The 16516-nt window shown below is 75.0% G+C and carries 15 protein-coding genes; 6 read left to right on the top strand and 9 right to left on the bottom strand.

Annotated elements, in window-relative coordinates:
- Window positions 1-395: 395 nt before the first annotated feature.
- Window positions 396-2372 carry an AAA family ATPase gene (locus AB0F11_RS34985; RefSeq protein WP_362182882.1) on the bottom strand — a complete coding sequence of 659 codons (1977 nt, stop codon included), beginning with the start codon at window positions 2370-2372 and terminating at the stop codon, window positions 396-398.
- A 478-nt stretch (window positions 2373-2850) separates the two neighbouring features.
- On the opposite strand from AB0F11_RS34985, the gene AB0F11_RS34980 reads away from it, so the two are divergent.
- Complete coding sequence (locus tag AB0F11_RS34980) at window positions 2851-3036, top strand: hypothetical protein (protein ID WP_362182879.1); 186 nt, start codon at window positions 2851-2853, stop codon at window positions 3034-3036.
- Window positions 3037-3120: 84 nt separating this feature from the next.
- Window positions 3121-3966: a glycosyltransferase 87 family protein gene (locus AB0F11_RS34975; RefSeq protein ID WP_362182876.1), complete on the top strand. Its 846-nt coding sequence runs from the start codon at window positions 3121-3123 to the stop codon at window positions 3964-3966.
- Here AB0F11_RS34975 and AB0F11_RS34970 read toward each other — a convergent pair.
- On the bottom strand, window positions 3897-5567 hold the full coding sequence (locus AB0F11_RS34970; protein ID WP_362182873.1) for a DNA repair helicase XPB: 1671 nt from the start codon (window positions 5565-5567) through the stop codon (window positions 3897-3899). The two genes, AB0F11_RS34975 and AB0F11_RS34970, sit on opposite strands and share 70 nt — an antisense overlap.
- A gap of 335 nt (window positions 5568-5902) precedes the next feature.
- Here AB0F11_RS34970 and AB0F11_RS34965 point away from each other — a divergent pair, with 335 nt between their 5' ends.
- Window positions 5903-6175 (top strand): hypothetical protein, encoded by a 273-nt coding sequence (locus AB0F11_RS34965; protein ID WP_362182870.1) that lies wholly within the window; start codon window positions 5903-5905, stop codon window positions 6173-6175.
- Window positions 6176-6233: 58 nt separating this feature from the next.
- Here AB0F11_RS34965 and AB0F11_RS34960 read toward each other — a convergent pair whose 3' ends face one another.
- The 3 genes from AB0F11_RS34960 to AB0F11_RS34950 form a co-directional block, all read right to left on the bottom strand.
- Window positions 6234-7499, bottom strand: coding sequence for a hypothetical protein (locus AB0F11_RS34960; protein ID WP_362182867.1), 1266 nt, complete (start codon window positions 7497-7499; stop codon window positions 6234-6236).
- Between the two features lie 359 nt (window positions 7500-7858).
- A complete protein-coding gene (locus tag AB0F11_RS34955; protein ID WP_362182864.1) occupies window positions 7859-8461 on the bottom strand; it encodes a DUF4291 domain-containing protein in 603 nt (200 codons plus the stop codon).
- Window positions 8462-8503: 42 nt separating this feature from the next.
- The gene (locus tag AB0F11_RS34950; protein ID WP_362182861.1) at window positions 8504-11044 is read right to left on the bottom strand and encodes a helicase C-terminal domain-containing protein; all 2541 of its coding nucleotides are present in this window, start codon (window positions 11042-11044) and stop codon (window positions 8504-8506) included.
- 96 nt (window positions 11045-11140) lie between these two features.
- On the opposite strand from AB0F11_RS34950, the gene AB0F11_RS34945 reads away from it, so the two are divergent.
- Together AB0F11_RS34945 and AB0F11_RS34940 are read left to right on the top strand one after the other, a co-directional pair.
- Window positions 11141-12103 (top strand): hypothetical protein, encoded by a 963-nt coding sequence (locus AB0F11_RS34945; protein WP_362182858.1) that lies wholly within the window; start codon window positions 11141-11143, stop codon window positions 12101-12103.
- A gap of 396 nt (window positions 12104-12499) precedes the next feature.
- Window positions 12500-13126, top strand: a complete 627-nt coding sequence (locus AB0F11_RS34940; RefSeq protein WP_362182856.1) for an HAD family hydrolase — start codon at window positions 12500-12502, stop codon at window positions 13124-13126.
- A 4-nt stretch (window positions 13127-13130) separates the two neighbouring features.
- Here AB0F11_RS34940 and AB0F11_RS34935 read toward each other — a convergent pair whose 3' ends face one another.
- On the bottom strand, window positions 13131-13394 hold the full coding sequence (locus AB0F11_RS34935; RefSeq protein ID WP_362182853.1) for a hypothetical protein: 264 nt from the start codon (window positions 13392-13394) through the stop codon (window positions 13131-13133).
- A gap of 210 nt (window positions 13395-13604) precedes the next feature.
- Between AB0F11_RS34935 and AB0F11_RS34930 the strand changes: the two genes are divergently transcribed.
- The gene (locus AB0F11_RS34930; protein WP_037924790.1) at window positions 13605-13988 is read left to right on the top strand and encodes a cold-shock protein; all 384 of its coding nucleotides are present in this window, start codon (window positions 13605-13607) and stop codon (window positions 13986-13988) included.
- Window positions 13989-14076: 88 nt separating this feature from the next.
- Here AB0F11_RS34930 and AB0F11_RS34925 read toward each other — a convergent pair whose 3' ends face one another.
- Genes AB0F11_RS34925 through AB0F11_RS34915 form a run of 3 tightly spaced genes read right to left on the bottom strand, consistent with a single transcriptional unit; the run spans window position 14077 to window position 16181 of the window.
- On the bottom strand, window positions 14077-14958 hold the full coding sequence (locus tag AB0F11_RS34925; RefSeq protein WP_362182850.1) for a 1,4-dihydroxy-6-naphthoate synthase: 882 nt from the start codon (window positions 14956-14958) through the stop codon (window positions 14077-14079).
- Window positions 14924-15682, bottom strand: a complete 759-nt coding sequence (locus AB0F11_RS34920) for a futalosine hydrolase (protein WP_362182847.1) — start codon at window positions 15680-15682, stop codon at window positions 14924-14926. The genes AB0F11_RS34925 and AB0F11_RS34920 overlap by 35 nt, the downstream gene beginning before the upstream one ends.
- Window positions 15683-15695: 13 nt before the next feature.
- The gene (locus AB0F11_RS34915; protein WP_362182844.1) at window positions 15696-16181 is read right to left on the bottom strand and encodes a DUF2771 domain-containing protein; all 486 of its coding nucleotides are present in this window, start codon (window positions 16179-16181) and stop codon (window positions 15696-15698) included.
- Window positions 16182-16516: the final 335 nt, after the last annotated feature.

The following is a 16516-nucleotide window of genomic DNA, read 5'->3' as shown; positions in this document are numbered from 1 at the left end:
TCGGCCGGGGCGGGACGCGCCAGCCCCTGGCCCAGCTGCGGGCCGGGGGCTGCGCCCGGCCTTGCTGGGGCTCCGCCCCAGACCCCGCGCCTCAATCGCCGGCGAGGCTGAATTGCCGGACCCCCGTCTCAGGCGTCGGCCGGGGGTGGATGTGCCGGCCCCTGGCTCCGTCTGCGGGCGGGGGCTGCGCCCGGGCTTGCCGGCGCTCCGCCCCGGCCTCCGCGCCTCAATCGCCGGCGGGGCTGAATTTGCCCGGCCCCCCGGGGGACGGCGGGGGCCGGGGCCGCAGGTCCCGGTTTCTGGGGGCACCTCCCAGCGGTAGCTGGGGGAGAAGGGGCGGGTAGGGGAACGGCTCCGCGCAGCGGCCCCCCGGCCGGGGGACGGCCGTCAGGGGGTCAGGGCGTCAAGGACGGGGGCAGGGGGGCCCTGTGGAGCGTGGTGAGGCCCGAGACCGCTCGGGTGAGACAGACGTACAGCCGCCGCAGCCCGGTCCGTTCGTCCGGCTCGCCCGCGACGATGGCCGCCGGCTCGTCCAGCACCACGTAGTCGTACTCCAACCCCTTCGCCAGCGAAGCCGGCACCACCGTCAACCGCACCTCCGCCGTCGTCTCCTCCCCCGGCGACAGCCACGCCAGCCCGGCCCCCCGAAGCGCCTCCTCCAGCTCCGGAACCCGCGCATCGGCCGCGATCAGCCCGATCGACCCCTCCCGCTCCAGCGAGGCCCGGCAGGCGGCCACCACCGCCGCACCGAGGTCGTCCACCCGCCGCACCTCCAGCGAGCCCGCCGCCTCACGCACCGAGGACACCTCCGCCAGCCCGGGCGCGATCTCCGGCAGCAGCCGCGACGCGTACGCGATCACCTCGCGCGGTACGCGGAACCCCGCCGTCAGCTCCTCCACCGCCGCCTCCGGCTTGCCCAGGTGGGCCAGGGCCCGGCCCCAGTCGCGGGTGGCCCACGGGGTGGTCCCCTGCGCCAGGTCGCCCAGCACCGTCACCGAGCCGGTCGTGCACCGCCGCCCCACCGCCCGGTACTGCATCGGCGACAGGTCCTGCGCCTCGTCGAGCACGACGTGCCCGAGCGAGTGCGTCCGCTCGACCAGGTCCGCCGCCTCGTCGATCAGCACCAGGTCGGCCGCCGACCACTTCGCCGCCCGCACGCTCCGCCACGGCTTGGGCCACAGCAGCAGCTCCTGCTCGGCCGCCGTCAGCACCCCTTCCGCGTGCGCGGCCAGGAACTCCGCGTCCGACAGCAGCCGCAGCACCAGCTTCGCCGGGTCCACCGCCGGCCACATCGCCTTGACGGCCGCCTTCACGGCCGCGTTGCGCGCCACCGCATCCTGCACCCGGTCGTCCGGAGCCTCGCCCGCCTGCTCCATCCGTACGAGCACGGTGTGCGCGATCCGCTGCGGCAGCGCCTCCCGCGCGGCCCCGTAGCGCATGTCCCGCGCCAGCAGCTCCGCCACGATCTCCTCGAGCTCGTACGCGGGCACCCGCCACCGGCGCGAGCCGCGTACGACCATCAGCGCCTCGGTCGGCGGCGTGACGTGCGAGCGCACCGCACGCCGCAGCACCTCCGCCATCCGGGCGTCGCCCTTGACCACCGCGGTCGCGGCCGGATCGGTGCCGCGCACCTCCAGCCCGTCCCGCGAGACGAGGTCCTCGACGGTGGCCTGCTTGACCTCCAGCTCGCCCAGCGCCGGCAGCACCTGCTCGATGTAGTGCAGGAAGGAACGGTTCGGCCCGATCACGAGCGTGCCCGTACGGGCCAGCCGCTCGCGGTGCGCGTACAGCAGGTACGCGACCCGGTGCAGGCCGACCGCCGTCTTCCCGGTACCGGGCCCGCCCTGCACGCACACCGACCCGGACAGCCCCGAGCGGACGATCTCGTCCTGCTCGGGCTGGATCGTCGCCACGATGTCCCGCATCGGGCCGACGCGCGGCCGCTCGATCTCCTGCTGGAGCAGCTTGCTGACGGTGGCCGCCTCCCCGGGATCGGAGAGGCGCTCGTCCTCGTACGCCGTCAACTCCCCGCCCGTGTAACCGAACCGGCGGCGCAGCGCCACGTCCTGCGGGTCGGCCTTCGACGCCCGGTAGAACGGCTGGGAGACCGGGGCGCGCCAGTCGATCACCATCGGGTCGCCCTCGGCGTCGTGGACGTGGCGGCGGCCGATGTAGAACTGCTCGCCCTCCCCGCCCTCGGCGAGCTCCGCGCCGGGCGCATGGAGGTAGTCGAGGCGGCCGAAGAACAGCGGGGTGTGCGCGAGGTCGGCGAGCGCCTTGATCCGGTCGTCGATCTGGGCCTGGAGGACGATCGCGTTGACCCAGTTCGCGGTGACGTCGCGGATGTCGAGGGCCTCGACGTCCTCGCGCATCGCGCGCAGCGCGGCACGGGAGGCGGCCAGGTGCGCCTGCTCGCGGGCCAGCGGGTTCCCGGCAGGCTCGGCGGACACGGCGGTGGCGGGAACGGTAACGGGAACGGGCTCGGTGGCGGTGGCGGTGGCGGGAACGGGGGCGTGCGCGGGCACGGGAATGCCTCCAACTGCTGGTCTGCGACGGGTCGGTGCGTGGGTGCGTGGCACGGTGCCCGCCGGTTTCCGACCGGCAGGCGCTCTCCCCGGATACGGCGGCGGGAGGCGGCAAGAGCGGAGATTGTAGTCACCGCCCCGCCCAGGCGCGACCGCATTTCCCCGCACCCCCCGGCTCCGTCCTCCGGGGGACCTTGACCGCCCCCGCAGCGACCTCAGGGGTAGCCCTAAGGGTCGGCATGAGCCGTCAGGCGTACCCGCGGACCCCTGCGGCTCCGTCGCGGGACCGATGTGCCGGATGGTGCGGTCGGCGCACCATGGAGACATGAGCACCGCAACCTTCACCCCGGTCCACGGCGGCCGCCCGAGCGGCGCCACCGCCACCTCCGACTCCCACCACCGCCACCTCGTCGGCAGCGCCCTGCGCGCCGCGAAGGTCTTCGCCGCGGCGATCGTGAGCGTCGCCGTCCTGGGCGAGTACGCCGAGGACGCGGGCGTCGTACGGCGCTGATCCGCCACCCCGCACCACGGCAGGCCGCCCGGCGCTGGCCGGATACCGGCGGCGACCCTTCGATGATCCACTAGGGTCGCGCGCGTGACCCGCCGCCCCCGTCCCGCCCCCACCCCGTGGCCGCCGCCGGCCGCCGTGCTGGTCACAGGCGCCCTGCTCGTTCTGGGCGCGGTGTGCATCGCTGTACGGATCCCGCTCGCCGAGGCCCTCGCCGAGTCCCTCGCCAACGGCTTCGCAGCCGGCTCTGCAGACGGCCCCGCAGACGGCTCCGCCTACCCTCCCTTCGCCGCGATCCTGTTCACGCCCGCCGTGTGGCTGCCGCCCGGCGTGCTCAAGGCCGTCTTCCTCCTCGGCAACGCCGCCTTGCTCGCCCTGCTGGTCGTCCTGTCCTGCCGGCTCGCCGGCCTGCGGGCCCGGCCCGCCCCCGTCCTGGCCGCCACCACCGCCGGGCTGTGGGCGGAGCCCTTGTTCCAGAGCCTGCTGCCGGGCCAGATCAACCTGGCGCTCGCCTGCCTGGCCGTGTGGGACCTGGCCCGCCCGCGCACCGCCCTCGGCAAGGGCTTCGCCCTGGGCACCGCCGCCGGGATCAGCCTGGCCCCGGCGGTGCTCGTCCCGTACCTGCTGCTCACCGGCCGGGTCCGGGCCGGGCTCACCGCGCTGGCCGCCTTCGCCGGGACCGCCCTGCTGGGCCTGGTGGTCCTTCCGCAGGCCTCCGCCGCGTTCTGGGCCCGGCTGCTGAACGCGGGACCGGACCGGCTCCTGCACTGGCCGCACCTGTGGGTGTGGTCGATCCCGCTCCTGGCGTACGCGACCCGCGCGGCAGCCCCCGTACGCCGGCCCCCGGCACCCGCGCCCGGCGATCAGTCCTCGCCGGCCCCGACCCCGTCCCCACTGCCGGTCAGCAGCTCATCGGCGTCCATGATCCGGTAGGCGTACCCCTGCTCGGCCAGGAACCGCTGGCGGTGCGCCGCGAAGTCCTGGTCGATGGTGTCGCGCGCGACGACGGAGTAGAACCGGGCCTCGTGCCCGTCCGCCTTCGGCCGCAGCACCCGCCCCAGCCGCTGGGCCTCCTCCTGCCGCGACCCGAAGGTCCCGGACACCTGGATGGCCACGGTGGCCTCGGGCAGATCGATGGAGAAATTCGCCACCTTCGACACCACGAGCACGCTGATCTCGCCCTCCCGGAAGGCGTCGAAGAGCTTCTCCCGCTGCGCGTTGGAGGTCTCGCCCTTGATGACCGGTGCGTCGAGGTGCGCGCCGAGCTCGTCGAGCTGGTCGATGTACTGCCCGATGACGAGGGTCTGCTCGCCCCGGTGCTTCGCCACCAGCGCCTCGGTGACCTTCCGCTTGGTCGCGGTGGTCGCACAGAACCGGTACTTCTCCTCGGTCTCGGCGGTGGCGTACGCGAGCCGCTCGCTCTCGGTGAGGTTGACCCGTACCTCGACGCAGTCGGCCGGGGCGATGTAGCCCTGCGCCTCGATCTCCTTCCACGGGGCGTCGAACCGCTTCGGGCCGATCAGCGAGAACACGTCCGACTCGCGCCCGTCCTCGCGCACCAGCGTGGCCGTCAGCCCGAGCCGCCGCCGGGCCTGCAGATCGGCGGTGAACTTGAACACCGGCGCCGGCAGCAGGTGCACCTCGTCGTACAGGATCAGCCCCCAGTCCCGGGAGTCGAACAGCTCCAGGTGCGGATAAACACCCTTCCGCTTCGTCGTCAGCACCTGATAGGTGGCAATGGTGACGGGCCGGATCTCTTTCCTTGTCCCGCTGTACTCGCCGATCTCCTCCTCGGTCAGCGAGGTCCGCCGCACGAGCTCGTGCTTCCACTGCCGCGCCGACACCGTGTTCGTCACCAGGATCAGCGTGGTCGCCTTCGCCATGGCCATCGCACCGGCCCCGACCAGCGTCTTCCCCGCCCCACAGGGCAGCACGACGACCCCGGACCCGCCGTGCCAGAACCCCTCGACGGCCTGCCGCTGGTACGGCCGCAGCGCCCAGCCGTCCTCCTCCAGCTCGATGGGGTGGGCCTCCCCGTCGACGTACCCGGCGAGGTCCTCGGCCGGCCAGCCGAGCTTGAGCAGGGTCTGCTTGATCTGGCCGCGCTCGGAGGGGTGCACGACCACGGTGTCCGGATCGACGCGGGCCCCGACGAGGGGGGCGATCCGCTTGGACCGCAGGATCTCCTCGAGCACCGGCCGGTCGGTGGTGGTCAGCACCAGCCCGTGCGTGGGGTGCTTGGACAGCGTCAGACGGCCGTAGCGCGCCATGGTCTCGGCGACGTCGACGAGCAGCGCGTGCGGGACGGGATAGCGGGAGTACTCCACGAGGGCGTCGACGACCTGCTCGGCATCGTGCCCGGCAGCCCGCGCGTTCCACAGCCCGAGCGGGGTGATCCGGTAGGTGTGGATGTGCTCGGGAGCCCGCTCGAGCTCGGCGAACGGAGCGATGGCCCGCCGCGCGGCCCCGGCCAGCTCGTGATCGACCTCGAGAAGGAGGGTTTTGTCGCTCTGAACGATGAGAGGCCCGTTCACAGACTCCCTTTCCGTCTGGTGCCAGTTCCGGCCACGGACGACCGGACGACCAAACCTCCAGTCTGCCGCATCCCCCACCCCCGGCGCCGCAAGGCCGACCACCCTGCCGCCCGACCACCCGTGACGCCGGTCAAGCGGCCTCGCACCCAAGACGGCCGCCAGCCGCCACCCACACGACGACCACGTAGTGATCGAAGGCGCCCGCAGCCCACCCGTCGGCTCCCTGATGCCGGCGCCTGTGGAGCATGCCCCCGTCCCGGAGCGGGATGCCGGCCGGGCGGAGCGGGAGGTGCGGGGGTTTCCCGTCAAAGCGGGACTGGCCTCCGCTGGAGGGGATGTCGGCCGAGGCGAACCGGGCCGACCTCGCCCGCCACGCCCGTGACTTCGCCGCCCGGACCGGGTTCACGTACAGCGTCCTGGACGGCGACGACGTGATCGGCTGTCTGTACGTCTACCCCGCGAAGGACGACTCGGGGCAGGCGCACGTCAGCTCCTGGGTGCGGGCCGACCGGGCCGAGTGGGACGGGGTCGTGTACCGCGCCGTCGCCCGGTGGCTTACCGAGGCGTGGCCCTTCGAGGCCGGGCGGGTCGTCTACGCCGCCCGGTGAGCAAATGGGAAGGGGCCCGGCACCGAGTGCCGGGCCCCTTCCGGGTGTCGTACGGGCGTCAGCCGCGGGCCGCGGCCTTGCGGCGGCGGGCGCCGAGCCAGACGAAGGCACCGCCGGCGGCGACGAGGGCCGCGGCCAGGGCCGAGTACAGGCCGGTGTTGGAGTCGGCACCGGTGGTGGCGAGGGAGCCCGAGGTGGTGCCGGTGCCCGTGGTCGTGCCCGTACCCGTGCCGGTCGAGGCGCTGGCCGACGCGCTCGGCGACGGGGAGGCGGACGTGCTCGCGGACGCCGACGGCGACGGCGAGGCCGTGGTGACCGGGCCGAACTCGACGTCGGCCTTGGCCTCCACGAACGGGACCTTGTTGCCCTCGGCCAGACCGACGAAGGCGTCCAGGGTGACGGTGGTGGCCTTCTTCAGCGTCGACTTCGGGCCCACCTTCGCGCGCAGGTGCACGGTGCGCTCGCCGGAGGCCTTGCCGAAGGGCGCCGGGATGTCGGCCAGGCGGAGGTCGCCCTCCTTGTCGCGCTTAACGTCCTTCCACGCGCCGGCCTCCAGGACCTGGAGCTGGAGGTCCGGGTCGCCGGCGCCCGCGACGGACGTCTTCAGTGTGGTGGCCAGTGCGGTGTTGAACTCGCCGTCGCCGGAGGCGCGGTAGCGCAGGTCCATCTCGCGGCACTGGTGCTCGTCGATGCCCTGGCAGGGGTTGACCTTGTCGAACCAGGTCTCCAGGGTGCCGGGCTTGACCGCCGGGTCCGTCTTGAAGGTCAGAGACGCCGCGCCGTCGGCCGCGAGCTCGTTCTGGAAGCTGGAGGCGCGCAGCGTGAAGTCGCCGACGTTGTTCGGGTAGCTCTTGGCGAGGCCGACGGTGACCTTCCAGGTGAACTTGCCGCCCGCCGGGACCTCGAAGCCCGCCGTCGTGTCCTTGCCGGCCGGGGTGAACACGCCCTGCCAGTCGCCGTCCTGCTGCTGGATGGCGGAGTCGGTCGCCGGGGTGCCGTCCGCCGCCGCGACCTTGAAGATCATGTCGTTCGCCTGGATCCGGGTGTTGCTTCCCCAGCTGGCGTTGATCCACGGGTGGAAGGAGTGGGCCTTGTCCGTGGGGTTGTTGACCGTCAGCTCGAAGGTCTCCGTCGCGCCACCGCGGGTCAGCGGGCCGCTCGGCGCCGGGGCACCCAGCGTGATCTTCAGCGCGTGCAGGTTCTCCGCGGCCGGCGCGGCGTACGCCGACAGCGGCATCAGGACGGTACCGGCAACGGCGGCGACGACGGCGGTGGCGGCAGCGGTGCGCAGCGGGCGGCGGGCGGCGGCGGTGCGAGCGGACATGGTGGACTCCCCCCAAGGAATCAGGACGGGCAGGCGGACCGCAGCGCGGCAGCCGGCAGCAGGTGAGGCGGCGAAATGGTCGAGCAGAGAGGTCAAGCGAAGAGGTCAAGCGAAGAGGGCAGGCGACTCGGCCGCGGCAGAGCGCCGGGCCGGTGCGTGGGTCGTGCGGGGTGTCGCTCTCGGGCCGCTTGTCGTTCTCCCCTCGGCCGCTGCTGCGATGCACTGATCTTCACATACGGCGCAGGGGCACGTCATCCCCCGTGTGTCACCACTGTGCAACAGGCGTTCGGAGCCCCTTCCGCACCCCCCTGACCTGCGATAACAGGTATGAGGCAGTCCGCTTTCAGGCCCGCCCCCGCCTACGCCCCCAAGTGCCCCAGCGCCCCCGCCGCGTACGGCGTCTCGACCGGCAGCAGGGCCCGCGCCGCGGCCTCCTCGCCGGCCCGGACCAGGGCGTGGACCTCCCGGGCCAGCGGCGTGACGTCGCGGATGGAGACCGTCCACTCGTCGGCGTACGCCCGCGAGGCCGGCCCGGACAGGCCCAGCTGGAGCGAGCGGTATGGCAGCGGGTTCAGGTGCAGGTCGCGCTCCGGGTCCCACTGGACGCGGGCGGGGGAGTCCCGCAGGGCCTGCTGCCAGGCCTCGCGGTCGGCGTGGGTGCCGGGCTCGTAGTGGGACAGGCAGGCGTGGCGCAGGGCGTGGTCGAAGCCCTCGCGGGTGATCTCCACGGCCAGGACGGTCTCCTGGTCGGCCTTGGTCGCCCAGCCGCAGCGGTACATCATCCACAGGAACGACGGCTTGATCCAGGTCATCCGCTCCCGCTTCCAGGCGGCCGGGAACCGCCCGTCGCGCGCCGCGGGCAGCCCGAGGTGCGGCCCGTACGCCTGGTAGACGGTGACGGTGGTGGCGGTGTGGAAGGCGCGGATCTGCCGGCCGGGGACCTCGAGTGCTGTTTCGGACATGGGGTCAGGGTGCTGTGCGCACCGACGCGTTGGCCAGCGATTTCACACCTGGTCCTCCGCCAGCTCCGCCACCCCCGTGATCCGGTGCAGCGCGTACGTGCGCACCTCGTCCGCGGTGTGGTCGTACCCGGTGACGAAGCCGCCCTCCACCCGCACCGGGGCGATGACCCGCTGGCTCGCCGCCCCGTCGGCGTTGACGTAGCCGATCCACACCGCCGAGCCGGTCAGCGCGGCCGCCTGCACCGTGGCGAGGGTCTCCGCGGCGCTGGTGCGCGGGAGTTCGCCGGGCGCCGGTGCGGGCGCGCCGGAGTCGGCCGCCCGGGCCGGCTCCTTCCGTACGGCGGTGGCCGCCACGTCCCCCGCCCGGATGGCCCGTACCGCCGCCCCGAGCAGGGTCTCGTCCGGCACCGGCGGCCCCTCCGGCACCGGTACGGGCTTCGCCCGTGCCGGGGTGCGGTGTGCGTCGGCCCGCGCCACGAGCACGTCGCCGGTCGCGGACTCGGCGGCCGGGGCGTATCCCATCGCCCGCAACCCCTCCAGCAGGGCGCCCGGTTCGGCCTGCGCGGCCAGCACGGTCGGGGCGAGGCGCCGCAGGCCCAGCCCGGCGGACCGCTTGTCGGCCAGGATCTCGTTCAGCATGCCGTCGTCGTCGCAGCGCACGTACGAGGACGCGGCGCCGACCCGCAGGTGCCCGTGGCGCCGGGCCACGTCGTCGATCAGGTACGCCAGCGGCTGCGGGACCGGGGTGACGCTGTGCTCGGCGAGGAAGGCGTGCAGGTCGGAGGCGGTGCGCCCGGCGTCCAGGGCCCGGCGTACGGAGCCGGGCGTGAAGCGGTAGACGGTCGCCCCGCCCTTGGACTCCACCTCGGCCAGGACCGCCAGCACGTCCCCGAGCGGCCGGCGCAGCGGGCCGGGGGCCACGGCCGTCAGGTCGGCCTGGAGCAGCACGTGGTCGACGGGTTCGGGCAGCAGCGGTGCCAGCAGCGGCGCCGGATCGCGGTGCTCCAGCAGGGCGCGGCCGGGCCCGGAGAGCGCACCGCGGCCGGTGACGCCGAGGAGTTCGGCCTCGGTCAGCGTCCACCGGGCGAGGCGGGCGCGCAGCTCGCTCGTGCCCCGTACGGGCCGCTCCCAGGCGAGCCGGTCGAGGAGGTCCTGCGGGTCGGGGGCGGCGCCTTCGGGGAGCGCGGCGAGCAGTTCGAGGACGCGCCGGCGCACGTCGGGGGCGGGGGAGCGGTCGAGGTCGGGGCCGAGGGCGGCGAGGGTGCGGCCCTTGGCGTCCTGTTCGCCGACCATGCCGGGGGTGCGGGTGGCGGGCAGCCAGGCGGTGGCGAGGGCCGCCCAGCGTTCGGCGGGCGGGAGTTCGGCCCAGTCGTCGAAGGCGGGGGTGGGGGCGTACCGCTCGTCGACCTCGCCGTCACTGGCCAGCAGGCCGGCCGCGTAGCCGAGTTCGATCCAGAACGCGGCGGTCGGCTCGTCGGTGTCCAGGGCGGCCGCGGTGCGCTTCAGGTCGCGTACGGACAGGCCGCCCGCGCGCAGCACCGGCGGACCGGCGTGCTCCCAGGACTTCACCAGCTCCTCGACGGTGGCCAGCGCGGCCAGCGCCTGCCCGGCCGCGTTGGCGTCCACAAGCTGTGGACGGTGCTCGCGGTGCGCGGCCACCTGCGGGGCGAGGGGCTCCGGGGTGCGGTGCGCGAGCCCGCCGCGCAGGTGCAGCGCCACCTCGCGGGGCAGGACCACGGTCCGCGCCGTCGACGGCAGCAGCAGGCCGCGGTCGCGCAGCCAGCGCACCGGCGGGGTCGGGTTCGGGGTCACCTCCCCGTACGGCGGCCCCCACACGAGCCGGGCCAGCACCTGGTGGGCTTCCGCGGGGGCCTGGTCCAGCAGGGCCGACATCCGCCGCCGGTCGGTGAACAGGCCGGTCAGGGCCGTCACCGCGGACACCGGGTCGTGGGTGGCGGGCAGCCCGGCCGCCGCCACGATCTCCTGGATCCGGGTCGGCGACATGCCGGCGGTGGCCTCGGCGACGGTCGGGCCGAGGCCGGTGGGGGAGGGGCGGGAGGCGGAGGGGGCGAGGAGCTCGCGGGCGGTGCGGACCAGGCGCAGCCGGTCGTCGTCGCCCCAGACCAGGGCCTGGTCGCGGAGGGTGGCCAGGGCGCGGGGGAGTTCTGCGCGGGTGCCGTTGTCGCCGGCGCTGTCGTCGTCGCTGCCCTCGCCGGCCAGGAGCGACTCCAGCACCGGGTACGGGCACGGGTCCGGGGCGACCGCGAGGGCCTCGGCGGTCTGCAGGGCGAACCGGTCCAGGTGGTCCAGGGCGCGGACCACCGAGGCGCGGGTGCCGGCGCGGGTGGCCAGCTGCGTCACGTCGCCCGGGACCGGGCTGAGGAGGTCCGGGCGGGCGTGCAGCAGCGCGGCGAGCGCGGCGTCGTCGCGGGCGCGCAGCGCCTCGGCGAGGGAGCGCGGGGCGGCGGCGGTGGCACTGCCGGTGCCGGTGCCGGTTCCGTCGCCGGTGCCTGCGCTGCTTCTGCTGCTGCTCGGTTCTGGCACGGTCGCCTCCTGGTCGTGGTCGCGTCGGCCGGTCCCCATCCGGCCAACGGTATCCGCTGCGCCCTCGGCGTCTCCACGGGCGCACGCGCTACCTTTCCGGAGGGTGGCCGCGGGGCGGTACGGGAGGAGCCGGGCATGGGGATCGAGAGCGACCGTCTGGTGTACGCGTACCTGAGCCGGGTCGGCGACCTGGCGCAGCAGCGGCAGGTGCCGTCGGGGGACCGGATGCGGCTGGTGGCGGGGCTGCGGGACGAGATCGACCGGATGCGGTCGCGGTACGAGCCGGAGTCGCCTGCGGCGGTGCGGCGGATCCTGGAGCGGATGGGCACGCCGGAGGAGGTCCTGGCGGGGCTGGGCCCGACCGCCGAGCCGGGCCCGGGCCCGGACGCGAGCCCGGGCCCCGCCCCGGGGCCGCCCACGGCCGTACCCGTCCAGCGGAGCGGGGACCCGAAGCCGGGGTCGGCGTCGGCGTCTGCGCCGGAGCCGGACTGGTGGCGGGTCACGCCGGGCCGGGGGGCGTCCGCACCCTTCGAGGAGCTCCACCAGGTGGAGGGCTTCGTGGGCGGGGTGGAGATCCCGGAACTGTTCGACCCGCCGGAGCACGGCGCGAAGGACACGGCGGAGGACCCGGCTGCCACCGCGCCTCCGAAGCAGACGCTCGCCCGCTACCTCCGCGAGCGGTGGCGCGCGAAGCGGGCGGCGGTGCCGGCGCCGGGGCCGGAGACGCCGGGGCCCGCCGGCCCTGCCGGGGGTCCTGCCGCCCGCCCGAAGCCGCACGCCTTCCTGCTGCTGGCCGCGGCCGTCCTGGTGGTCGGTGCCGTGACCGGGTACTGGCTGCTGCTGATCGGCGGCTGGCTGCTGGCGTACGCGTCCCGGGTGCTCGGGCCGACCGAGCGGAAGGTGGTGGTGTTCGGGCTGCCGGGGGCGGTGTTCGCCACCGCCGTGGTGTGGCTGTGGGGGCGGCTGGACGGGCGGTGGGGTGCGCCGCTGACGGACGAGGGGCTGGGCGGGGTCTTCCAGGGCATGTGGCCCTGGCTGGCCCGCGCCGCCGCCATCGCCTCGGCGGCGTACCTGGGCTGGCGCTCCCGCCGCCGCTGACCCTGCCGCCGGGTGGTGGTCCGCCGCGGGGCGACGGCCTTCGGGGCGATGGGCTGCCGCGGGGCCGATGGCCTGCCGCGGGGTGGCGGCCTGCCCGCTGCGCGGAGCCGATCCCCTCCCCGCCCCTTCCCGAAACCGGGGCTCGGCCCCGGACCCCTTGCGGGGCTCCGCCCCGGACCCCCGCGCCTCAAAGCCGGCCGGGCCGGATTTTGCCGCTGTGCGGCAATTCCAGCCCGCGCGGCGGTTGAGCGCACCGGGCGCGCAGCGCCCGGGTCTTCCAGCCCCGCCGGCGATTGAGGCGAGCGGGGGCCGGGGCTGCAGGCCATGGTTCGGGAAGGGGCGGGGAGGGGAGACGGACCGGGCCGGCGCCGCGCAGCGGGTCGGCAGAATGGGGGCATGACCTCCGCCAGCCTCACCGTCGGCTTCGACCTCGACATGACCCTCATCGACTCCCGCCCCGGCATCAAGGCCGCCTACGAGGCGCTCTCGGCGGAGACGGGCACGTTCATCGACGCCGACCAGGCGGTCACGCGCCTCGGCCCGCCGCTGGACGAGGAGCTCGCGTACTGGTTCCCGGAGGCGGAGATCCCGGCCATGGCCGAGCGCTACCGGGAGATCTACCCCACGCACGCCATCGCGCCGACGCCCGCGATGCCCGGAGCCCGCGCGGCGATCGAGGCCGTCCGGGCGCTCGGCGGCCGGGCGATCGTCGTCACCGCCAAGCACGAGCCGAACGCCCGCCTCCATCTGGAGCACCTCGGGATCCGCCCGGACGCCGTCGTCGGCTGGCTGTGGGCCGAGGCCAAGGCGGAGGCGCTGCGCGAGTACGGCGCGCAGGTCTACGTCGGCGACCACGTCGGCGACGTCCGCGGGGCCCGTACCGCCGGCGCGCTGTCGGTGGCGGTCCCCACGGGCCCGTGCCCGGAGCCGCAGTTGCGGGAGGCGGGCGCGGACGTGGTGCTGCCGGACCTCACCGCCCTGCCGGAGTGGCTCGCCGCGTACGTCCGCAAGCAGGAGGCGTAGGGGCCTAACCCTGCTGTGCCGCCTGCGATGCGCGGGCGGCGCGCCGGCCGGCCGCCGCCGAGCGCAGCACCCCGGCCGCCGAGATGGCGAACCCGACGCCCATCAGCATGCACACGGCCCACGCGTACGGCGGGAACGGGTCGGTGTGCAGGAACAGCGGCGCCATCGTCGCCAGCGTGGCGACCGCGCCGACGATGAAGACGATGCCGCCGGCCCGCACCAGGCCGTCGCCGGGCCGTACTTCGTCGGGGTGAGGAGTAACAGTCACCCGACCAGGGTAGTTCCCTCGCCTGAGCAGCCGACAGCGCGGAGCCGGCGAAGGACCGGCAAGGACCGGCGAAGGACCGGGGAACGTCTTGTCACCTGCTCATCGCCCACTAGCCTGGAGACGGCGGGTCACCCATGGCCCGCTGCGCTGTTATCCGGAGCCGCTGCGGCGGCCACCCGGACCCGACGAGCACAAGGACAGAGGACGGACGTGCCCACCGGCAAGGTCAAGTGGTTCAACAGTGAGAAGGGCTTCGGCTTTCTCTCCCGCGACGACGGCGGGGACGTCTTCGTCCACTCGTCGGTACTCCCGGCCGGGGTCGACGCGCTCAAGCCCGGCCAGCGCGTCGAGTTCGGCGTCGTCGCGGGGCAGCGCGGCGACCAGGCGCTTTCGGTGACGGTGCTGGACCCGGCGCCGTCCGTGGCGGCGGCGCAGCGCCGCAAGCCCGACGAGCTGGCGTCGATCGTGCAGGACCTGACCACCCTGCTCGAGAACATCACCCCGATGCTCGAGCGCGGCCGCTACCCCGACAAGGCGCACGGCACGAAGATCGCCGGCCTGCTGCGCGCGGTCGCGGACCAGCTGGACGTCTGAGTCCGCCGGGTACGCAAGGACGCAAGGACGGTGCCCCGCCGCTCTCACGAGTGGCGGGGCACCGTCGTTCGCCGGCACGGCCCGGGAGCTACGGGAACGCCAGCGCGTCCGGGGCGATGGCCGGAACCAGCCCCTCTGCGGCGGCCCGGGTCAGCAGCCCGCGCACCGCCGCGTAGCCGTCGTCGCCGAGGTCGGCGGTGAACTCGTTCACGTACAGCCCGATGTGCTGGTCGGCGACCGCCGGGTCCAGCTCCTGCGCGTGCGCGCGGACGTACGGGCGGGAGGCCTCCGGGTCGTCCCAGGCCATCCGGACCGACGTCCGGGCCGACTCGGCGAGCGCGCGCAGCGTCTGCGCGCCCAGCGACCGCTTGGCGATGATCGCGCCGAGCGGGATCGGCAGGCCCGTCGTGGTCTCCCAGTGCTCGCCCATGTCGGCCAGGCAGTGCAGCCCGTAGTCCTGATAGGTGAACCGGGCCTCGTGGATGACCAGTCCCGCGTCCACCCGGCCGTCCCGCACCGCCGGCATGATCTCGTGGAACGGCAGCACGACCACCTTGCCGACCCCGTCGGGCAGTACGTCCGCCGCCCACAGCCGGAACAGCAGGTACGCGGTGGAGCGCTCGCTCGGCACCGCGACCGTGCGCCCCGCCAGGTCCAGGCCCGGCTCCCGGGCCAGCACCAGCGGCCCGCAGCCCCGGCCCAGCGCCCCGCCGCACGGCAGCAGCGCGTACTCCTGGAGCACCCACGGCAGGACGGCGTACGACACCTTCAGCACGTCCAGCTCGCCGCGCTCGGCCATGCCGTTGGTGAGGTCGATGTCGGCGAAGGTGACGTCGAGGTCGGGCGCGCCCGGCACCCGGCCGTGGGCCCAGGCGTCGAAGACGAAGGTGTCGTTCGGACAGGGCGAATAGGCGATGCGCAGCGCGCCCCCGGTGTCAGGAGTCATACCGGTGCTCGTGCCGGTGCTCATGTTGCTCTCCCCAATGGACGAGTACGGGCCCCAGCGCGCGGAATCCCGCGGTGAGGGCGGCCAGCGCGTCCCCGATCCGCCAGGCGGCCCGGTCCCGCGGCCCGACGGCATTGGACACGGCGCGGATCTCCAGCACGGGCAGCCCGTGCGCGGCGGCCGCCTCCGCCACCCCGAAGCCCTCCATGGCCTCGGCCCCGGCAGCCGGGTGACGGGCGGCGAGCACGTCCGCGCGGGCGGCGGTGCCGGTGACGGTGGAGACGGTCAGTACGGGTGCCACCAGCGCCCCCGTGGCCTCGGCGGCGCGGGCGGCGAGCTCGGGCGGGGGCAGGTGCACGTTGTGGCCGAAGCCGAGCTCCTGAACGGCCAGGAAGCCGTCCGGGGTCTCGGCGCCGAGGTCGGCGGCGACGATGGCGTCGGCGACGACGAGGGAGCCGGGCGGGGCGGCGGGCAGGAAGCCCCCGCCGATGCCGGCGGAGACGACGAGCCCATAGCGCGCGGATCCGGCGGCCGACGCGAGGGCGGTGGCCGTGGCGGCCGCCGCGGCGGCCGGGCCGACCCCGCCGACGAGCACGTCGGCGGCGAGACCGGGCAGATCCCGACGCAGGACCGGGTATCCCCCGGGAAGGGCGCGCGGCTCCGGCGTGGCGGGGTCCGGATGAGGGGTCAGACCCGCGGCGACGGAGTCGGCCTCCGCCGCCACCGCGGTCACGATGAGCGCGCGCACCGTCGGGTACGGGCTACTTGAGCTTGACGTTGAAGGCCCAGACGGCGAGCGGCTTGCCGTCCTCGCCGACCTGGACGATGTTCAGCTTCTTCGAGGACGGGGCCTCGCCCTGGCCGCCGGTGGCGAAGATGTCGGCGCCGGGGAAGCTGCGGTAGGTGTTCGCGGAGGGCTCGGTGATCGGCTGGCCGTCCAGGACCGCCTGCCAGCGCTTGCCGCCCTCGACGACGTCGGGCTCGACGCCCAGGCGGAGGGTGTCGCCGCGGCCGTAGTCGATGGTCTTGGCGTTCTTGATGTCGGTGAGGCACTCCTGGACCTTGTCCATGGAGAGCTCCTGCTCGTCCGAGCAGGCGGCCTCGGCGGACACGGACGAGCTGCCGACCGTCACGGTCGCCAGCGGCGTCGGCTTGTCGCAGGCCGAGAGGAGGAGGAGGCCGGCGGACACGGCTCCGAGGGCCGCGACGCTGCGGCGGCCCTTACCCGAGATAAGCGGTGCGGTCATGAGCCGAAGGCTATCGGGCCCGCCGCCCCTACCGCTGCCCGGGGCCCCGCCGACCTGCGGCGCGCCGCCGCCCCTCCCCGCGCGAGGCCGGCCGGCCTCCCCCGCCCCGCTGCGCGGAGCCGTTCCCCACCCGCCCCTTCCCGCTGTGCCGGATGTGCGGCTCCGCCGCGTGGCGGGCTCCGCCCCGGCCCCCGTTCCGTGCGCTCCGCGCCCGGTGCGCTCAAACGCCGCGCGGGCTGGATGGTGCCGCTGCGCGGCACCATCCAGCCTCGCCGGCGTTTGAGGCGCGGGGTCCGGGGCGGAGCCCCGCTCTTTGAGCCCCGCCGGCGATTGAG

This window comes from Streptomyces sp. NPDC032472 (genome assembly GCF_040636955.1).
In the GTDB taxonomy this organism is placed as follows: Bacteria; Actinomycetota; Actinomycetes; order Streptomycetales; family Streptomycetaceae; genus Streptomyces.
Note: the sequence above shows the minus strand (reverse complement) of the source record. Positions and strands in the feature narration are given on the sequence as shown.

What these genes read in the sequence shown, in the direction of transcription:
- AB0F11_RS34980 (WP_362182879.1), top strand. Translation starts at nt 2,851, where the DNA reads ATGAGCACCGCAACCTTCACCCCGGTCCACGGCGGCCGCCCGAGCGGC.
- AB0F11_RS34950 (WP_362182861.1), bottom strand. Translation starts at nt 11,044, where the DNA reads ATGGGGACCGGCCGACGCGACCACGACCAGGAGGCGACCGTGCCAGAA.
- AB0F11_RS34955 (WP_362182864.1), bottom strand. Translation starts at nt 8,461, where the DNA reads ATGTCCGAAACAGCACTCGAGGTCCCCGGCCGGCAGATCCGCGCCTTC.
- AB0F11_RS34940 (WP_362182856.1), top strand. Translation starts at nt 12,500, where the DNA reads ATGACCTCCGCCAGCCTCACCGTCGGCTTCGACCTCGACATGACCCTC.
- AB0F11_RS34915 (WP_362182844.1), bottom strand. Translation starts at nt 16,181, where the DNA reads ATGACCGCACCGCTTATCTCGGGTAAGGGCCGCCGCAGCGTCGCGGCC.
- AB0F11_RS34960 (WP_362182867.1), bottom strand. Translation starts at nt 7,499, where the DNA reads ATGTCCGCTCGCACCGCCGCCGCCCGCCGCCCGCTGCGCACCGCTGCC.
- AB0F11_RS34945 (WP_362182858.1), top strand. Translation starts at nt 11,141, where the DNA reads ATGGGGATCGAGAGCGACCGTCTGGTGTACGCGTACCTGAGCCGGGTC.
- AB0F11_RS34925 (WP_362182850.1), bottom strand. Translation starts at nt 14,958, where the DNA reads ATGAGCACCGGCACGAGCACCGGTATGACTCCTGACACCGGGGGCGCG.
- AB0F11_RS34965 (WP_362182870.1), top strand. Translation starts at nt 5,903, where the DNA reads ATGTCGGCCGAGGCGAACCGGGCCGACCTCGCCCGCCACGCCCGTGAC.
- AB0F11_RS34985 (WP_362182882.1), bottom strand. Translation starts at nt 2,372, where the DNA reads ATGCGCGAGGACGTCGAGGCCCTCGACATCCGCGACGTCACCGCGAAC.